8 protein-coding genes are annotated in these 19,888 nt (G+C 66.3%); 5 read left to right on the top strand and 3 right to left on the bottom strand.

Annotated elements, in window-relative coordinates; translation table 11 throughout:
- Positions 1 to 663 precede the first annotated feature (663 nt).
- From AC1DIO_RS30820 to AC1DIO_RS30835, 4 genes are all read left to right on the top strand, one after another.
- The gene (locus AC1DIO_RS30820) at positions 664 to 3,618 is read left to right on the top strand and encodes a methyltransferase domain-containing protein (RefSeq protein WP_476854580.1); all 2,955 of its coding nucleotides are present in this window, start codon (positions 664 to 666) and stop codon (positions 3,616 to 3,618) included.
- Positions 3,619 to 4,054: 436 nt separating this feature from the next.
- A complete protein-coding gene (locus AC1DIO_RS30825) occupies positions 4,055 to 5,680 on the top strand; it encodes a B12-binding domain-containing radical SAM protein (protein WP_441508224.1) in 1,626 nt (541 codons plus the stop codon).
- A gap of 203 nt (positions 5,681 to 5,883) precedes the next feature.
- Positions 5,884 to 6,555, top strand: coding sequence for a response regulator (locus AC1DIO_RS30830; protein WP_441493846.1), 672 nt, complete (start codon positions 5,884 to 5,886; stop codon positions 6,553 to 6,555).
- Positions 6,548 to 7,945 carry a sensor histidine kinase gene (locus AC1DIO_RS30835; protein ID WP_476854581.1) on the top strand — a complete coding sequence of 466 codons (1,398 nt, stop codon included), beginning with the start codon at positions 6,548 to 6,550 and terminating at the stop codon, positions 7,943 to 7,945. The genes AC1DIO_RS30830 and AC1DIO_RS30835 overlap by 8 nt, the downstream gene beginning before the upstream one ends.
- Before the next feature lie 91 nt (positions 7,946 to 8,036).
- Here the strand turns inward: AC1DIO_RS30835 and AC1DIO_RS30840 are convergent, their stop codons facing one another.
- The 3 genes from AC1DIO_RS30840 to AC1DIO_RS30850 form a co-directional block, all read right to left on the bottom strand.
- A complete protein-coding gene (locus tag AC1DIO_RS30840; protein ID WP_476775923.1) occupies positions 8,037 to 8,912 on the bottom strand; it encodes an ABC transporter permease in 876 nt (291 codons plus the stop codon).
- Positions 8,913 to 9,022: 110 nt separating this feature from the next.
- Positions 9,023 to 9,847: an ABC transporter ATP-binding protein gene (locus AC1DIO_RS30845; protein WP_476775922.1), complete on the bottom strand. Its 825-nt coding sequence runs from the start codon at positions 9,845 to 9,847 to the stop codon at positions 9,023 to 9,025.
- A 100-nt stretch (positions 9,848 to 9,947) separates the two neighbouring features.
- Entirely contained in the window at positions 9,948 to 10,946 is a 999-nt protein-coding gene (locus tag AC1DIO_RS30850) for an ABC transporter substrate-binding protein (RefSeq protein WP_441508220.1), read from the bottom strand.
- A gap of 891 nt (positions 10,947 to 11,837) precedes the next feature.
- Between AC1DIO_RS30850 and AC1DIO_RS30855 the strand changes: the two genes are divergently transcribed.
- Positions 11,838 to 19,712: an autotransporter-associated beta strand repeat-containing protein gene (locus tag AC1DIO_RS30855; RefSeq protein ID WP_476854582.1), complete on the top strand. Its 7,875-nt coding sequence runs from the start codon at positions 11,838 to 11,840 to the stop codon at positions 19,710 to 19,712.
- Positions 19,713 to 19,888 lie beyond the last annotated feature (176 nt).

Here is a 19,888-nt window from a genome sequence, read left to right on the forward strand (position 1 = left end):
CGGAAGCTGTTGGAACGCTCCTGACAACAGGGCAGGCGGGGCGCCCGAGCCGGCATCCTGCGTACCCACCGAGGCTCGGTTGCCGCTGAGCCCGAGCTCTCGCCTCATGCGACCATCCGGTCATCGAGACGCATGCGAGGATCTGGAGCCGAGGCGCCCACGGTCGGCGTCCAGGTCGCACAAGAAACGAGGACTCCTCCCGCTCGGGGCTTCGGTTTCAAAAGTCAGCTGCGCCCGAGCGAGCCAAGCTTGTCTCTGGTACGCGCCGGGCAGGCGCTCGGCATCCTCCGAACGAAGGATGACCCGGCATTTCCTGGCTGTCCGGCCGCCCGTTCCGGCCCCTGCGCCGAGGCGCCGCCATGGCGCAATCGACGCCGGCTTCGTTCATTCGAAGGATGAACTGGCCGCGCCCCAGGCGTAGCCGGTTGAGGTCAATCCCGCAGCCGGCCGCCGAAGACAGGGTTGATCCGATGCGCGACGAACAACCGACGCCGATCGTGGGAGGCCTGCGGGGTCGCCTGCTGCACGGTCTCCCTGCTTCGTCAGGGTGGAGCCGCCATCGCCGCAGAACGACGGCAATCACGGGAGCAGAGTGTCAACACGCCGGAGTGCGCCCGGCCCCCAATGCAGTGGCACTGCCTCTCAATGCAAGGGTATCGGCCTATGATCATTGATCTTTTCGGCGCCACCGGTGCCAGCAGAGCAAGCTTTGCCAGCGAATTGTGCGAGAGGCTCCGCGAGAGCGGCCAGACTGCCGAGATCATTCAGGGCCACTGGCCCGCGACAGGGGATCCGGCCCGCGACCCCCCGGGCCAAACCACCGGGCATGTCTACCGCGGCATTGGCAAATGGGCCGCGGCAGCGGTCCTCCCGCTCAGTCGCAGGCTCGGTTTCTGGCCCGGCTTCGATATCCTCGCCATGCTGCCGCCGGCCAATGCGGCCTGGTTCGGCGTCCTGCGCAACTATAATGCGAGCCTGAGCCATGCCTGGTCGGAGGCGGCCCGGTCGGACCAGATCGTGATCTTCGAACAAGGCTTCGTTCAAACCGTCTGCCTGCTCGCCACGCATAGTTGGGCCCTKAGCGCGGCTACCCTGGAAGCAGCCCTCGAACAGGTGCCAAAGGCCGATCTGATCATCTGCATCGATGCCCCCTCGGAGACGCCCGAAACGGATTTCGKAATGAGCCACGCCGCGGCGCCCGTCATCGCTCGCGCCGACGGCCTCTTGCATGAGCACGAGACGCCGGTGATCTCGCTCACCTTTCACGACGAGGCGACGCTCGGCAGCGCGCTGGACGCAGCCGTCGAGGAGGTCCTGGCGAGGCGCCCGGTTCGCGCCCCGATCGGCACATCCGCCGCGGCAGCGGCAGCCGACCGTGCAGCAACGCGCCCCGGTCCGGCTCATCCCGCTGTGCCGATTCGGGGCGCGATCGTGGCAGCGGGGAGTGTCGCCGCTCCCCAGCGGGCCATTCCGCTCCCCAGCATGCGTGCGCTGCTGCCCTATTTGATCGGGGCCTTTCTCGCCTTTCTCGTCGAATTTCTCGCCGCCAGGGTCATCGGCGCCCATAGCTACGGCATCTATGCCTTCGCCTTCGCCTGCGCGAGCGTGGTCGCCTACAGCTCCACGCTGGGTTTCAATATTTCGCTGATGCGCCTCCTGCCAGCCTATCTCGCGCGGCAGGAGAGCAGCCTCGCCCGGGGCGTGATCCAGTATGCCGTCCGCAGGACGCTGGCGACCGCGGTGGCGATCGCCGTGCTCGGAGCGACCTTCATCACCATGTATCCCGGGACATTTCGGCAGGAGGTCATCTCAACCGGTCTGATGGCGCTGGCCGCGACACCTCTGCTCACGCTTCTCCTGATCAGCGGCTCCGTGACGCGCAGCTACGGCGGTGCCCTGTCGGTCCTCACGATCGAACGTGTCGTCCTGAACGGGCTCGTTCTMGGCATGATCTTCCTGACGGCCTGGTACCATCTGTGGCCACGCGATGCGACGCTCGTCATGGGCTCCACGCTCGTCGGGTCGGCGATGGCGGCGATGGTGCTCGTGCCGACCCTGCGGGAGGTCCGGCCACAGGCGGTCCGCATGGCCGTGGCGAATTATGCCACCACCGAATGGCGCTCTTCCATCGCGCCCCTTACGATGATCGTCGCCGCCGAGATCGTCCTGAACCGGGCCGGTGTCATCGTGCTCGGCCTCGAGGGTTGCATTACCAAGGCCGGTATCTTCGGCATTGCCCTCAGCATGGCGACGCTGACGACGCGCCCCCTGGTGGCTTTTGGCCGATCGATCCTGCCTCTGGCCTCGCGTTTCGGCGGCGGGGATGATCGACCGCAACTTCAGGCGCTGCTGAGCCACTCCGCCAGGCTGTCATTGATGGCGGCGGTCCTGATCTCGGTTCCGCTGCTCCTGCTCACAGAGCCCTTGCTGAATTGGCTCGGCCCGGATTTCGAATCCGCGGCCCCCGTCCTTCGCATCCTCCTGATCGGTCAGGTTATAGCGGCCGCTTTCGGCTCGCAGCAGTCGCTCATGACGATGGCGGGGCACGAGCGGGCTGCAGCCGCGACGCTGATCGTGGGCGCCGGGGCGAACATCGTGGCCACGGTTGTGGCGAACCGGTTCTGGGGATTGACCGGCGCCGCGGTGGCATCGGTTGCCACAGTGATCGCATTGAACCTGGCGCTGGCCATCTTCCTGCGCCTGCGCCTCCAGATCAGGCCCGGCCTGGCCCTGGCCGTGCCTCCGGTCCCGATGCATTGGTCCAGGTCGCAGCTGGTGAACGGACACAGCGATGCTTCGGCCGTTGGCGCGACCTGGGAGTGGGAACCCCGAGGCGGAGCGCGCGGGGGCGGGGGTCCGGGCCAGCCGAACGACCCGCAATCCGAATCCTACCGGGTGGGCTCGACCGGTGCAGGCTATGGCCGGCGCTATGTCAGGACCTTCGCCGAGGGCTATTACGCCATCAACTGGCGCGAGATCGAAGCGCCGTTGCTCCGGGAGATATTTGCGAGGCTGGCGGCCCGCGGCGCGTCGAGGTCCCTCGATTTCGCCTGCGGGACCGGACGCATCCTGKAACTGCATGAAGAGGCGTTCGACGACATCGTCGGCGTCGATATTTCGCCGGAAATGCTCGCCTTCGCGCGCGGGCGCTACCCTGAAATCCGCTTCGTCGAGGCCGACCTGACCCAGACCGGTGCGACCGAGTCCGTCAGCGACCGGCAGGTCTGCACCGCCTTCCGCTTCTTCCTCAATGCCGAGCCCTCGCTTCGTGCGGAGGTGCTCGATGTTCTGAGGAAATGCCTCGTCAAGGACGGCGTCCTCGTCGCCAATTTCCATGGCAATCCGGCAAGCCTGGTCGGGCTCGTCTATCCCGTTCGCAACCGTCTTGCCGGGAGCGAGATCAACAAGCTGATGCGCGAGGACGAGGCGGCTGCACTGCTCGAGGCGCACGGCTTCGTGGTCGAGGAGGTGCATTGGTACGGGCTCTGGCCGCCGGTCTTCCGGCGGTTCGATTGGTTGAACACGCTGTGCATGGCCCGGGTCGAGGCCCTGGGGCGGCGGTTCCCGGCCCTGATGAGGCGGTGCCAGACCTTCGTTGTCGTCGCCAGGCGCCGGTGACGACGAGGCGCAGCGCGACGGCCGGAAGTGCGGCGGAGCTGGTGCGACGGAGTGGTCGCGGCAGCTCCAGCGTTTGGAGCTTCCCTGATGTTTTGAGGGGCTCCTAGGGGCGTTTCCCTCAGGAAACGCTGAAAACATCGCATTTTGACGCGTGGAGAGCACCGGCCTCCCAGGCACGGTCCTTGCTGCTCATGTCCCTGCCAACCCGGAGGCAGCGACGCAATGTCCGTCTTTCCACCCGCTCAATGCTGCATTCGAGCAGCCATCGCTCAACGACGGTAGCAGCGATTTCTCAAGCTTCTCCCCAGTCAGCAAGTCCTGGCAATCAGCAAGGTCTCGCGGCCCCCACGTTTTTCGCACGCAGGCGCGGCCGTCTGGAGGCTCGTCGGCCGATGAGCCCGCATTCCTCCCGTCAAAGCGCGAAGCAGGAGACAACATGCCTAATGAACGCTGCAGGGTCTTGATGGTCTATCCGCGTTTCAACGCGGGCTCGTTCTGGAACTACAAGGCGACATGCGAGCTCGCCGGTGCGCTCCATCCCGCCGCCCCCCTCGGATTGATCACGGTCGCTGCGCTGTTGCCGACGGCGTGGGAGATCCGTCTCGTCGACCTGAACACGGAGGAACTCGCCGAAGAGAATCTCGGCTGGGCCGACCTCGTGATGACGGGGGGCATGCTGCCGCAGCAGGAGGGTACCCTCGCCATCATCGAGCAGAGCCGCATGCACCGCAAACCGGTCGTCGTCGGCGGACCCGACGCAACCTCCACGCCGCATGTCTATGAGGCTGCGGACTTCCTGGTGCTCGGGGAGGCGGAGGAGATCATGGCCGGTTTCGTGTCCGCCTGGCGATCGGGGGCGAGGACCGGCGTCTTCAAGTCCGAAATGGGCAAGACCGATGTCACGAAGAGTCCGACGCCGCGCTTCGATCTGCTGAAATTCGAACGCTATCTGCATGTCGGCATCCAGTTCTCGCGCGGCTGCCCCTTCAATTGCGAGTTCTGTGACATCATCGAGCTCTATGGGCGCGTGCCGCGTACCAAGACGAACGCGCAGGTCCTGACCGAGCTCGAGGCGCTGCATGCACTCGGCTATCGCGGCCATGTCGATTTCGTCGACGACAATCTCATCGGCAACAAGAAGGCGCTCAAGCAGTTCCTGCCCGACCTCAAGCGCTGGATCACCGAGAAGGACTTCCCCTTCGAATTCTCGACCGAGGCGTCGATCAACCTTGCCGACGATTCCGCCCTGATGCAGGCGATGAGCGAGGCCAATTTCTTCACGATCTTCGTCGGCATCGAGAGCCCCGATTCCGAGACGCTGATCTCGATGCAGAAGAAGCAGAACACAAGGCGCAGCCTGCAGGAGAGCGTGCACAGGATCTACCGGGCGGGGCTGTTCGTGAATGCCGGCTTCATCCTCGGGTTCGACAGCGAGAAGGGCAGCGTCGCACGCGACATGATCGCCTGTATCGAGGATACCGCGATCCCGGTCTGCATGGTCGGTCTGCTCTATGCGCTACCCAATACCCAGCTGACGCGGCGCCTGGAGCGCGAGGGCAGGCTCCAGATACCAGATGACACCGCCCCCGCACGGCAGTTCGGCGATCAGTGCACCGCTGGCCTCAACTTCGAGACCAGTCGCCCGCGCCGTGCCATTCTGGCGGACTACAAGGCCGTTCTCGAGGCCGTCTATGCACCCGGCGCATTCTTGGGGCGGGTTCGGCGCGTCGGCCGGATGCTCGATTGCACCAATCGCCGTCTGGAACTGCCGAAATCCATGGAATGGCAGGAGCTGAAATCGTCCTGGCGTCTGCTCTGGCGCTTGTCGACGATGAGGGGCGACGTCAGGCGCGAGTTCTGGAAGACGCTGGTCGACTGTCTCGCGCATAACCGCCGGGCCTTGCCCTATGTGATGATGATGGTCGCGCTCTACGTCCATCTCGGACCGTTCTCTCGCCAGGTGATCGCCCAGGTGCAGCAGCAGATCGCCGATATCGACAGCGGGCGCCACCCGCAGATCCGAGTGAAGCAACGCGAGCTGGAGGTGATGGCCGTTGGCTGAGGGGCGCTTCGCGGTTACGACCTCGCTGTCCGCCGCATCACTGTCTGGCATGGCGATGTCGGCCGCTCCTCGCAGGGCGGTGAAGCGTCCTTGAAACCGGACGCCGCGGCACGGCTTTTCCTTCACAGGGCCCGGCCCAACCGTTTAGGAAGGGAGCTCGGAAGGGTTCGTGCCGCCGATTGGCCTGCGAGAACGCGTATCCAATGCGAATACTGCTCGTCGAGGATAACCAGGAGCTGTCCGATTGGCTGGCTCGCCTGCTGCGCAAGAGCCGTTATGTCGTCGACTGCGTGCGTGACGGGAGCGACGCCGACGCTGCGCTTTCGACCCAGGTCTATGATCTCGTCATTCTCGACATGGCCTTGCCTGGCATGGGCGGGATCGAGATCCTCAAGCGCTTCAGGGCTCGCAAGGGTTTGACGCCGGTCATCATCCTCACCGCCAATGATGCGATCTCCAGCCGTATCGCGGGGCTGGACAGCGGCGCCGACGACTATCTGGTCAAGCCGTTCGACCCGCTCGAGCTCGAGGCACGGATCCGGGCGCAGCTGCGACGCAAGCAGAGCGATAGGCTGGTGACGGTCGCCTTCGGTGCGATCGTGCTGGAGACGACCACGCGGCAGTTCTCGGTGGGAGGCTTGCCCCTGCCGCTGACCCAGCGCGAACACGCGGTTCTCGAGACCCTTGTGCTGGCGGCGGGACGCGTCGTCTCAAAGGCGACGCTGACCGATACCGTATTCGGCCTCGACGACGACGCGACCTCCAACGCGATCGAGATCTATGTCCATCGTGTCCGCAAGAAGCTGGAAGGCACCGGCGTTTCCATCGGGACGTTGCGCGGGCTGGGCTATGCGCTGAGGAAGCAGGATGGCTAGGAGCCTGCGAGGCGAGCTTCTCGGCTGGCTGCTGGTTCCGCTCGCCGGTATCGTCGCTTTCAACGCCTGGACGGCGCATGGGAGTGCGGTTTCCACGGCCAACCTCGTCACCGATCGCATGCTGCTGGCTTCGGCGCGGGTGATCGCGGAGCAGGTCAAGGAAAGCGACGGCAGCGTCGAGGCGCTGATTCCGCCCTCGGCGATCGAGATGTTCGCCACCTCGGATCGCGACCGGGTGATCTACCAGGTGATCGCGCCCTCGGGCGAGCTGATCGCGGGCTTTCCCGATGTCGCAGGGCCACCGACGCCACCGAGCGACCTGCAACCCGTGTTCTTCTCGGCGCGTTTTCGCGTTGACGACATCYGAGCGGTCGCCCTGGCCCAGCCCGTCGTGTCGAAGACGGCCGGCGGCAATGCCATCGTCATCGTCGGCACCACCTTGCGCGGCCGCGACCGGCTGGTGACCGATCTCTGGCTGAATTCGGTGCGTGATCAGGCGTTGCTAGTGGGGCTCGCCGCGCTCCTGGCGCTCTTCGGTCTGCGGCGCGGCCTCGGACCGCTGCTCGGGCTGCGCAAGGAACTGGCGGAGCGCCGGCCCGGCTCGCTCCAGCCTGTCGAGACGGCGCATCTGCAGAGTGAGTTGAGGCCGCTGATCGGCGCGCTCAATCACGCCTTCGGGCGCATCGAGCGCTATGTGGCCCTGCAGAGGCGCTTCGTCGCCAATGCGTCCCATCAGATGCGGACGCCGCTTGCCGTTCTGAAGACCCAGTCGACCGTCGGTTTGCGCGAAACCGAGATCGCCTCCAAGGACGAAACTCTCCACGCCATCGACCGGGGGCTCGATGCCCTGGCCCGGCTGGTCAACCAGTTGTTGACCTTGGCGCGTGCCGAGCCGGGCGGTGCGGCCCTGCGCAAGGTCCCCGTCGACTTCGCCACGGTGACACGCGAGGCCCTGGAGKGCCTGGCGCCGATTGCCTTCGAGCGCGAGATCGACCTTGCCTTCKAACTATCGGGCGGAGCGGCCATGCTGCAGGGGCACGAGACGCTGTTGCGCGAGATCGTCGTCAACCTCGTCGAGAATGCGCTGCGCTACACGCCGAAGGGCGGAGCCGTCTCGGTCGCCCTGTCGCAGGCGCAGCGACAGATCCGCCTTGTCGTCGAGGATACCGGGCCAGGCATCCCCGAAGAGGAGCGGGAGAAGGTCTTCGAGCGCTTCTACCGCCTGCCGGGCGCCGGGCCGGACGGCACAGGCCTCGGGCTGTCGATCGTGCGCGAGATCGCCGCAGCGCATGGCGGCACAGTCACGCTCGCCAATCGCTCCGCCGGGCCGGGCCTGCAAGCCGAGGTCATGCTTCCGTCGCTGCCGGCAGCGACGCCGGGCCAGAGCTGACCGACCAAGGCTGAACCGGGCATCGCCAATCACAAATGAGCCTCGCCCGGGCGGCCGACCGGGCGAGGCCTTTTCTGTCGCTGCCCGTGTCTTAGTGCGTGTCCTGCAAGGGGGCGGGCCGCCATGTCGCCAGGCTGCGCTCCAGTCGGGTCATCAGGTATTCGGCCAGCAGGGCGACAACCATGATCACGACGATCGCGGCATACATTCCAGCTGAGTCGAAGGAGCCCTTGGCGATGTTGATCAGGAGCCCGATGCCGTAGCGCGCGCCGACGAATTCTCCGACGATCGCGCCGATGATGGCAAAGCCGAAGCTCACATGCAGCGAGGCGAAGATCCAGCTCATCGCCGAGGGGATCACCACCGAGCGCGTCAGCTGCCAGCCGCGCGCACCGAGGATCTGGGCATTGGCGATCAGGTTGCGGTCGGCCTCGCGCACGCCCTGGAAGGCGTTGGCGAAGACCACGAAGAACACCATGACGAAAGACAGGGCGACCTTGGAGGCGAGGCCGAGCCCGAAGACCATGATGAAGATCGGTGCCAGAACCACGCGAGGAATCGAGTTGATCACCTTGATATAGATCGAGAAGATGTCGGCCAGCATGCGGTTGCGGCCGAGCGCGATGCCGACGACGATCCCGGCGACGGAGCCAGTCGCGAAGCCGATCAGCGATTCCTCCATCGTCACCCAGAGATGGAACCAGAGAGGCCCTTCCGACGTGCCCTCGAAGATCCATTCGACCAGGCGCGACCAGATCGCGCTCGGGCTCGAGAAGAAGAACTCGTCGATGATGCCGGTGCGCGCGCCGATCTCCCAGCCGCCGAGGAAGCCGAGCAGGATGGCCCAGCGCCAGAACAGGACGAGCTGCGTGCGGCGGCGTGCCGCCTTGGCGGCGGCGGCCTCGATCTCGGCGTCGGACGTCCCGGCGCGATAGACCGGCCCGGAGGCGATTGCGATATCGGCCATGTTGATGCTCCCTGGAATCGGCCCGAAAAGTGGATTGCGGTTTTCGGGAAAGCCGATGCAATCACAGATGGTTAGATCATCGGACCGGATACGGTATCCGGTCCGATGATCTAGGCTGCGCGGGCTTCGTCGCGGGCGGCGCCGCGCTGCACTTCGTCGCGCAGGTCGTCCCAGATCGTCTTGGACAGGGCGATGAAGTCCTGCTCGTAGCGGATTTCGCTGACCACGCGCGGGCGCGGCAAATCGACGGGATAGACCGATTTCACCGTCGCGGGCCCCGAGGTCAGCACATAGACCTTGTCGGCGAGCGCAATCGCTTCTTCCAGGTCATGCGTCACGAAGACGACCGAGGCCTTCGCCTCCGACCAGAGGTCGAGCAACACGTCGTGCATCAGCACGCGCGTCTGAACGTCGAGGGCCGAGAAGGGCTCGTCCATCAGCAGGATCTGCGGCTCATTGATGAAGGTCTGCGCCAGCGAGACGCGCTTGCGCATGCCGCCGGAGAGCTGGTGCGGGTATTTCGTCTCATGTCCGGTCAGGTGGACGCGCGCCAGCCATTGCCTGGCCTTCGCATAGGCCGCCTCGCGCGGTGTCCCCCGGAAGAGCGGGCCGGCCACGACATTGTCGATCACGTTGCGCCAGGGAAACAGCGCATCGGTCTGGAAGGCGAAGCCGATGCGCGGATCGATACCGTCGACGGGTTCGCCGAACAGGCGGACTTCGCCGCTCGAGGGGCGGGCGAGGCCGGTCACCAGGTTCAGCGTGGTCGACTTGCCGCAGCCGGTCGGGCCGACCACGGCGACGAACTCACCGCGCGCCACACTCATGTTGAAGTCGCGGATCGCGGTCATCGACCGGCCGTCGGGCGTCAGGAAGCGGCGGCTGACATTGATCAGTTCGATCGCCGGGCTCTCTTCGGGAGCGGTCGCGGACATGGCTTCTCCTTCGCCGGCCGGCCGGCGTTCGCGGATCGCAAGAGGCGAAAGGCAGGCAAGACGGGCGATGGCCTCACGTCATCGCCCGGGAGTGTCGGACCTATTTGACGTTCTTCACGAACTCGGTGGTGTAGGTCTTCGACAGGTCGATCTGCTTGCCCTGGATGTTCTTCGAGAAGCCGGAGAGCACGGCGAGAACCGTCTCGGGGCCGCCTTGCGGCATCACGCCGTCGAGCGTGAACATGGCCTTCCCGTCGGCCAGCGCCTTGACGTAGGCCTCCTTGTTGCCGGCGTAATAGTCCTTCGGCATCTTGTCGGCGATGTCGGCGGCATCATGGGTATTGATGTAGCGCAGTGTCTTGACGAAGGCGTTGGCGAGCTTCTGGACGATCGGCTTGTTCTTCTCGATCCAGGCCGTCTGCATGTAGAGCGAGGCGGCCGGATAGGTGCCGCCGAGCGCTTCCTTGGTCTTCTCGACCGTGCGCATATCGACCAGGACCCGGGCCTCGCCGGTGGCGAGCAGGCGCGAGATCGTCGGCTCCGTCGTCATGCCGGCCTGCATCTTGTCCTGCTGCATGGCCGCGATGAAGGTCGTGCCGGCGCCGACCGGAAGCGAGGTGAAGTCGCCGAGCTTCACGCCGGACTTCATCATCAGGTACTGCGTCAGAAAATTGGTCGAGGAGCCGAGCCCGGTCACGCCGAGGGTCTTGCCCTTCAGGTCGGCCATCGACTTCACGTCGGGATACTTGGACGAGACGAGCTCGACTTCGCCCGGTGCCTGGCTGAACTGCACCACGGACATCACATATTTGCCCTTGGCCTGCAGGTCGACGCTATGGTCGTAGAAGCCGACGACGCCCTGAACCGCGCCGGCCAGCATCTCGTTCTCGGCGTCGACGCCGGCGGCCTCGTTCAGCAGCTCGACATCGAGCCCCTCGTCCTTGAAATAGCCCAGGCTCTCCGCGAGCTTCGCGGGCAGGTAGATCTGCTTCTCATAGCCGCCCACCATGATGGTGACCTTGTCGGCAGCCAGCGCCGATCCGGCTGCGGCCAGAAGCGCGGCGAAGGCAATCGACGATGTTAGAATGCGGGCACGCATGGGCCGGCTCCTTGGTTTTGGTTTCCTGCCACGCTTCCTTCCTCCTTTCGCGGAGGATTGGCTGAACCGTGACGCCGTAAGCGTTAGACCCCGAACCTTTCACCAGACTTTCAGCGTCGCGGTACTCACTTTGCCGTGTCTGCCTGCGCGAAAACGCCTGCCTTGCGCATGCAGGGATGGCCGCCGGCGACAGGATATCCCGGTGATCCGCATCGGGCCCACGCGCGCCGTGGCGTCTTGCAGATGTGCTGGGCGCCGGGCATCCGGCAGCGTCCTGCAGCTCTGGTTTCGCCGGTCGTCGGCGCGATGGAGTCTGGCTCCCGAAAGGCCCCGATCGGCCCCGTGGCGCACCTTTAGCCGGGACGAAATCATAAATCCCTTCAAATGCTAACGACCGTTCACATCGGGAGGCTGTGCCCGTCTGGTCCCGTCCGGACGTTCTGGTAAGACCGGACTGTCGCAGCGGCAGTTCCTGCTTCGTGCTCGCGGCGGTGATGGTCATGGAGGCTTCGCCGGTGAGGCGGAGCGCGGGCGATCGGCCCGGGAGGGAGCCCTGCTTGCCTGGCGTGCCGACGATACTCACCCGGGCGAGGGTTTCGGCCATTCGCGGGGCAAACGGGCGAGGCGCATGTGCGGCGTGATCGTGGAAGCCGCTCCCGTGATTTTCAGACGATGGGTCGGCTGTTTGCTGCTCCGCGCCTCCGGCGCGGCCGCGCGTCAAGCGGCGGACTGGGAATGAGCGGCGCGAGACGGCGCTCGCTGCCGATCTGATGTGTGTTCTGGCCGACGGCGCCCTGACAGGCGCTGAGTGAGACGACGTAAGCGACCTCGCAATCCGGGGTTGCATCAAGGACTGGGGCGCTCGGCGCCTGGGGGGATTTGGGCTTCGCCATGACCGCAGAGATCGAGACGGGGCGCCGGGTTCGGCTGGCCGGAACAGGCATCGATGACGGGGCTGCTCCCGAGGCCAAACGGGCTGATCAGGGTGTCGCACCGGTGCGCCACTGGCGCAGGCGTCGCGCAGTGCTGCTTGCCTGCACGGCGCTGGTCATGCCGGCCATGCTGGCGGCGACGCAGCGGCCAGCGCTGGCACAGTACACCGGAGCCAATGGCGGCAATGGCAGCGGCGCGCCGAATGGCGCTACCGCAGGCGGCGCCGGAGGCGGCGGCGCCTACGGAGACGGCAGTGCGACGGCTCCCGGCGGCGGCGGCGGAAGCACCAGTGGTCAGGGGAACCGGGGCGGGAGCGGTGGCGGCTCCGACGGTGCGGGCGGCGGTGGCGGCGGTTATGCAGCGGGCGCCGGTGGCGGCGGCGGCGGAGCCGGCGGTGCCGGTCTGGCCCTTAACGCGGATCTGAACAACAGCGCCGCCATTACCGGCGGCAAAGGCGGTAATGGCGGCGGCGGAAACTACAATTCCATGCCGAACTACTCCTATGGCGGCGGCGGCGGCGGCGGCGGTGGTGGCTCCGGCATCATCGCCGGAACCGGCGCKAACCTCACAAATTCCGGCACGATCACGGGCGGCAATGGCGGMGGCGGCGGCTCATCCAACGGAGCGATCAATCCGTTCACCGACCCCTCCGRCAACGGAGCGGGCGGCAGAGGCGGCAACGGCATTACCGCGACCGGCTCGGCCGGGCTGACTATCACGAATACAGGCACCATCAAGGGCGGCGGTGGCGGCACCGATTTCCAGAACGCCCAACCCTACCGGCCACAGGCCGGCGGCTACGGAATCATCGGGCAGAACCTGACGATCATCAATAGCGGCACGATCGCGGGTGGCGCCTTGGGCGGTGCCGGAGGCCTGAACGGCGCAGCGTCGACGGCCATCATCATCACCGGCGGCACCAACAGCATCAGGGCGCTCGCCGGCAGCTCGATCGGCGCGATCGAACTCGGCGGCACCACCACGCTGGCCGGCGTCTTCAACAACACGATCCAGGTCAATGGCGGCGTCGCCATGTCGGTGAGCGGCGCGACCGCGGCCGATGATGTCACCGGCATCACCACTCTGACAAACTACGGCACGACCACGATCGGCGCCGGGCGCACGCTCAGCGCCCAGACCATCAACAACGCCGCGGGCACGATCAGCATAGGCACTGGGGCGACCCTGAAGGGCATCGGCAATACGCTCAACAACAATGCGGTCATCGATGTCGGTGTGGGCGGCAGCGTCATCGATGCCGGCGCGATCAACAACCAGGGCGGCGGCACGATCAATTTCAATGGCCCGACCGGGTCGGCGGTGCTGTCGGCCGGCCAGGGCATCAACAATGACGGGCAGATCAAGGTGCTCGGCGGCGATGTCGCCGTCACCGGCGACATCAACAACCAGAATAACGGCACGCTTTCGCTGACCGGCGGCAACATGACCGGTATCGGCACGCTGACCAATAGCGGCACCGCGACGGTCAATGTCGCCGCGGGCTACAATCTCGGTGTCGGGACGTTCACGATGACCGGCGGCAGCGTCACCGGAACAGGCTCGATCACGGCCACGACTGCCTTCAACCTGTCGGCCGGCACGATCGGCGCCAGCCTCGCGGGCGCCGGCGCTCTGGCAAAGACGGGTGTAGGCACGCTGATCCTGACCGGCACCAATACCTATACCGGTGGTACGACGATCTCAGCCGGCACCTTGCAGCTCGGCAACGGCACGACCGATGGCACGATCCTCGGCTCCGTGATCAATAACGGTACCTTGGCTTTCAACACCTCCGGCAGCATCAGCTATGGCGGTACGGTCACCGGCACGGGCGCTCTAACCAAGGCCGGCAGCGGCACGCTGACGCTCACGAGTGCCATCGGCAGCACCGGCGCGACAAACATCAATGGCGGCACTCTGAAACTGGGCGCCGACGGCGCCCTCTCCAGCGACAGCCTGCTCAACATCAACAGCGCGGCGGGCGTCTTCGATCTCGACGGCCGCACGCAGACGATCGGTGGGCTCGACGGCTTGGGCGAGGTCAAGCTCGGCAGCGCTGCGCTGACGGTCTTGAGGACGTCCAGTTTGTCGAGTTTCGCCGGCGTGATCTCCAGCACCGGGTCGCTTACCAAGAGCGGGGCCGGCCAACTCGTCCTGACCGGCGACAATACCTATACGGGCGGGACGACGATCTCCGGCGGGACGCTTCAAATCGGCTCGGGCACGACGACCGGCTCGATCCTGGGCAATGTCGTCAATGACGGCATGCTCGCCTTCAGCCGCAGCGACGACTACATCTTCGCAGGCAACATCTCCGGCTCCGGCCAGGTCACCAAGACCGGCAACGCCAAGCTCATCCTGACAGGCAACAACACCTATACCGGCGGTACGACCGTCAGCTTCGGGACGTTGCAGATCGGCGACGGCACGACCGATGGCAGCATCGCTGGCAATATCTATGTCCGCACCAGCCTTGTCTTCAACACGGCCGGCACGAGCAGTTATGCCGGGGGGGCCTTCGACGGCGGCAGCGATCGCGGCACCTTCACCAAGGACGGTGCGGGCACCTTGACGATCACCGGGGAGAACACCCATCGGGGCGGCACCAAGGTGGTCGCCGGCACGCTCAAGCTCGGCGGCAACAACCGGCTGGGCAGCGATGGCGACCTCGAGGTCCAGTCGGGCGCGACCTTCGACATGGATGGCAGGGCACAGGGCCTCGCCAAGCTCGAAGGCGCCGGCACGGTCCAGCTCGGTACGGGCGGCGCACTGACGGTCGGCAACGCCGATGCCTCCTCGACCTTCGCCGGCGGCATCATCGGCGGCGGTTCGCTGACCAAGGCGGGCACGGGCACGCTCACGCTGACCGGCGCCAACGGCTTCACCGGCGGCACGACGATCAGCGGTGGCACATTGCAGATCGGCGATGGCAGCGGCACCGGCTCGCTCGTCGGCAATGTCGTCAACAATGCCGCGCTCGCCTTCAACCGCACCGGCAGCCTGAGCTTCGCCGGTGACATTTCCGGCACGGGTGCGTTGACCAAGAGCGGGGCGGGCACGCTGATCCTGACCGGCGCGGCCAGCCATGCCGGCGGCACGACGATCAGCGTCGGCGCCCTGCAGATCGGCGACAGCGGCACGACCGGCGCGATTTCCGGCAACATCCTCAACAACGGCGCGCTCAGCTTCAAGCGCACGAACGATCTTAGCTATGCTGGCGTGATCAGCGGCAGCGGCTCACTGACCCAGGCCGGCAGCGGCACCTTGACGCTGACGGCGGTTAACACCTTTTCCGGTGGCACGACCATCACCACCGGCGGCACGCTGCGGATCGGCAATGACGGCACGAATGATGGTTCGGTCGGTGGCGCTGTTTTCAATGACGGCTCGCTCGAATTCGACAACCTGAACGCTGCCAGCTTCGCGGGCGTGATMTCCGGCAATGGCGCGCTCCGCAAGCTTGGCAGCAACACGCTGACCCTGACCGGCGCCAGCACCTATTCCGGCCCGACCTCCATCGCCGCCGGCACCTTGCTGCTCGGCGGCAACAACCGGTTGAACACGAGCAGCGATGTCTCGGTCTCCTCGGGAGCGTCCTTCGACCTTGGCGGCTTCTCGCAAGGCATCGGCGCCCTCAGCGGTGCAGGCGAGGTCAAGCTCGGTTCGGGCGGGGCGCTCAGCGCGGGCACGACCAGCGATTCGATCTTTGCCGGCGCCATCAGCGGCGCGGGCTCGCTGACCAAGACGGGCACGGGCCGCCTGACCCTGACGGGCGACAACACCTTTACCGGCAGCACGACGATTGCTGCCGGCACGCTGCAGATCGGCAATGCCGGAACGGCTGGCGCGCTTGCGACCGATGTCAGCAATAGCGGCGTCCTCGCCTTCAACCGCATCAACGAATACATCTTCAGCCACGTCGTTTCCGACGGCGTCGGCGCGGGCTCGGTCGAGCAGAACGGCACCGGACGAACGATCCTCACCGGCACAAACACGTATACGGGAGGCACCACCGTCAATGCCGGCGCATTGCAGATCGGCAATGGCGGCGCGGCGGGTTCGATCGCGGGCTCGGTCACGGTTGCGTCCGGCGCCGAATTCGCGGTCAAGCGCTCCGATATCTATGCGATGCCCAATGCCGTCAGCGGTGCAGGCAGCTTCGCTCAACGCGGCACCGGCACGACGGTCCTCGGCGATGGCATGACCTATAGCGGCGGCACCGTGATCGAGGCCGGCACGCTCAAGGTCGGCAGCGGCGGCGCACAGGGCTCGCTCGGCAGCGGCGCCATCGCCAATGCCGGCGCCCTCGTCATCGACAAGAACAACGCGATCACGATCGCTGGCGCGATCAGCGGCACCGGCAGTTTCGAAACGACCGGTGGTACCGGCGGCACGGGCGTCACCAAACTCTCGGGCGCCAGCTCCTATACTGGCGCGACCACGGTCAGCGGCGGCACGCTGGAGGTGTCGGGCTCGCTCGGCAACACGGCGGTCACGGTGCAGAGCGGCGCGACGCTGGCCGGTGCAGGCACGATCGCCGGCGCGGTCACCATCGCCAGCGGCGGGCGCCTGGCACCTGGCGCCAATCCCGGCACCCTGACCACGGGCACGCTCAGCGTCGGTGCGCTGACCTTGTCCTCCGGTTCGCAGCTCGATTTCGATCTCGGCCTGCCCAATCTCCCGACCGGGAGCGGCAGCGATCGCGTCGACGTGACYGGCAATCTCACGCTGGCCGGCACCCTCAATGTCGCGAATGCCGGCGGCTTCGGCGGCGGCATCTACCGCCTGATCAACTATGGTGGCACGCTGACGAATAACGGCTTGACGCTGGGCACGCTGCCGAGCGGCGTTTCGGCCGGCGATCTCTCGGTGCAGACCTCCGTCACGAGCCAGGTCAACCTGGTCAACAGCAACGGCCTCACCCTGAAATTCTGGGACGGCGGCGCGGCGGGCAACGCCAATAACGGCGCGATCGATGGCGGCGCCGGAATCTGGAGCGCAACCAGCGGCAACTGGACCGACCAAAACGGCAGCATCAATGGCCCGGCGGCGCCGGCCCCGGGCTTCATGGTCTTCCAGGGCACGAGCGGCATCGTCACGGTCGACACGAGCCTCGGCACGGTCTCGGCGACGGGCATGCAGTTCGCAGCGGACGGTTACAGGATCGAGGGCGGTACTGTTACCCTCAGCGGCGCGCAGGCGATCATCCGTGTCGGCGACGGCACCTCGGGCGGCGCCTCCTATGTCGCCACCATCGCATCGAACCTGACCGGTGCGAGCGACCTGGTGAAGACCGATCTCGGCACGCTCGTCCTCTCCGGCACCAACAGCTACACCGGCAACACGCTGCTGAACGCTGGCACGCTCTCGGTCTCGTCCGACGGCAATCTGGGGCAGGCGGCCGGCGGTCTGGTCTTCAACGGCGGCGTCCTGCGCGTGACCGGMACGAGCTTCACCGCGACCAGCCGGGCTGTGAGCTGGGGCAGCAATGGCGGTGGCTTCGACATCGCCGATGCGGCCAACAGCTTCACCCTGAGCCAGGCGCTCAGCGGCGCCGGCGGGCTTACCAAGCTTGGCGCGGGCACGCTCGTCCTGACCGGAGCGAACAGCCATACTGGCGGCACGACGATCTCGGCTGGTACCTTGCAGGTCGGTGCTGGCGGCACGACGGGCGAGATCACCGGTGCTGTCGTCAACAACGGCAGGCTCGCCTTCAGCCGCTCGGACAGCGTGACCTTCGCAGGCGCCATATCCGGCTCGGGCGCGCTGACCCAGATGGGGTCGGGCACGCTGATCCTGACCGGCGTCAACAGCTACACGGGTGGCACAGCGATCAGCGCCGGCACCTTGCAGATCGGCGATGGCGGCACGACGGGGGCGATCGGCGGCAATGTCGCCAATAGCGGCACGCTGGCCTTCAACCGATCCGACATGGTCGCCTTCTCCGGCCAGATCTCCGGGGCAGGTGCTCTGAAGCAGCTTGGAACCGGCACGCTCGACCTGACCGGCGTCAACACCTATTCCGGTGGCACGACGATCACGGCCGGCACATTGCGCGGCAGCGCAACCAGCTTCGGCAGCGGCGCAATCCTGAACAACGCCGCCCTGGTGATCGACCAGGGCAGCGACGCCCGGTTCGCCAACGCCATCAACGGTACCGGCCGCTTCACCAAGACGGGCATCGGCTCGCTCAACCTGACCGGCACCAGCACGCTGTCGGGCCCCACCACGATCGCGGCTGGGCGGCTCGCCGTGAACGGCTCGCTCGCCAATTCCGCCGTGACCGTCGAAAGCGGCGCGACGCTTGGCGGCAATGGTACGATCGGTCGGCTGAACGTGCTCAGCGGGGGTATTGTCGCGCCAGGCAACTCCATCGGCACCTTGACCGTCAACGGCAACGTAAGCTTCGCGCCGGGTTCGATCTATCAGGTCGAGGTGAATGGCGGCGGCCAGTCGGACCAGATCATCTCGACCGGGACGATCACGGTCTCCGGCGCCACGCTCGCGATCGCGGCCATCTCGGGCGCGATGCCGCCCTCGGCGCGCTTCAAACTCTTCGATGCAGCAGGCGGCGTTTCCGGCCAGTTCACCTCGGTGACCAGCAATTTCGCCTTCCTGACCCCGGGCCTGAGCTACGATGCCGCGCAAACCTACCTGACGATCGCGCGCAACGATGTCTCCTTCGGCAGCGTCGGCCAGACCCGCAACCAGACGAGCCTGGGCACGGCAGGCGAACGGCTCGGCACCGGCAATCCGGTCTATGATGCCATCGTCAAACTCGATGCTCCCTCGGCGCGCCAGGCGTTCGACGCCCTGTCGGGCGAAGTGCATGCTTCCGCGCAGGCCATCCTGGTCGAGGACAGCACTGTGGTGCGCGGAACGGCGATCGATCGCCTGAGGTCGGCGTTCGGGACCGTCGCGGCGGCGCAGCAGCCGGTCATGACCTATGGCTTCACGGCCGATATGGCAGCGCCCGTCACCGGGCCGATGCCGCGGCTCGTTCCCAGCGACCGTTTCGCGGTCTGGGGGCAGGGCTTTGGCTCCTGGGGCCGTAATGAGGCCCAGGGCGGCGTGTCGAAGCTCTCCCGCTCAAGCGGCGGCTTCCTGCTCGGCGCCGATGCCGCGGTCTTCGACAACTGGCGCGTCGGTTTCTACAGCGGCTACAGCCGTTCGACCTTCGAGGCGAAGGGCCGGATCTCCTCCGGCAACAGCGACAATTATCATCTCGGTCTCTATGGCGGCGGCCAATGGGGTGCGCTCGGGCTGCGCGCCGGCGCCGCCTATAGCTGGCACGACCTCACGGTCGATCGCACCGTCTCCTTTACCGGTTTCTCCGACCGGCTGAGGAGCGACTACAATGCGGCAACCGCGCAGGTCTTCGGCGAACTGGGCTACCGCATCGATGCCGGGCGCGTCGCGCTCGAGCCCTTTGCCGGCCTTGCCTATGTCAACCTGCAGAGCGACGGCTTTACCGAGCGGGGCGGGGCAGCGGCTCTTGTCGGTCGCAGCTCCGATATGAGCACCGCCTTCACGACCCTGGGCCTGAGAGCATCGACGGCCGTGACCGTGAACGGCATGGGGCTCGAGTTGCGCGGGGCGCTCGCCTGGCGGCACGCCTTCGGCGACGTCACACCAGCCTCGCCCTTGTCCTTCGCCGGCGGCACCCCGTTCAGCATCACGGGCATCCCGATCGCGAAGAACGCGGCCGTCCTCGATGCCGGGCTCGATCTGGCCGTGTCGCCGAATGCGACGCTCAGCCTGTCCTATGGCGGCCAGTACAGCGCCCATGCGATCGAACAGACTGTCAAGGGCACCTTCGCCGTCAAATTCTGACCGGACGGATCCTGCCAGACCTTCAGCAAGGGGTGCCCTCGGGCATCCCTTGCTTCGTCGCGGTCCGCGCTGATCGCGCGGCCTTGCCGCCTCACGGCGCCGCTTTGATCCCAGGACGCCCATTAGGGGCGTCGGACCAGCCCTTTGGCGTATTGACGCTCGATGCAATCGATTAC

It is taken from the genome of Allobosea sp. 05T439, from assembly GCF_056396005.1.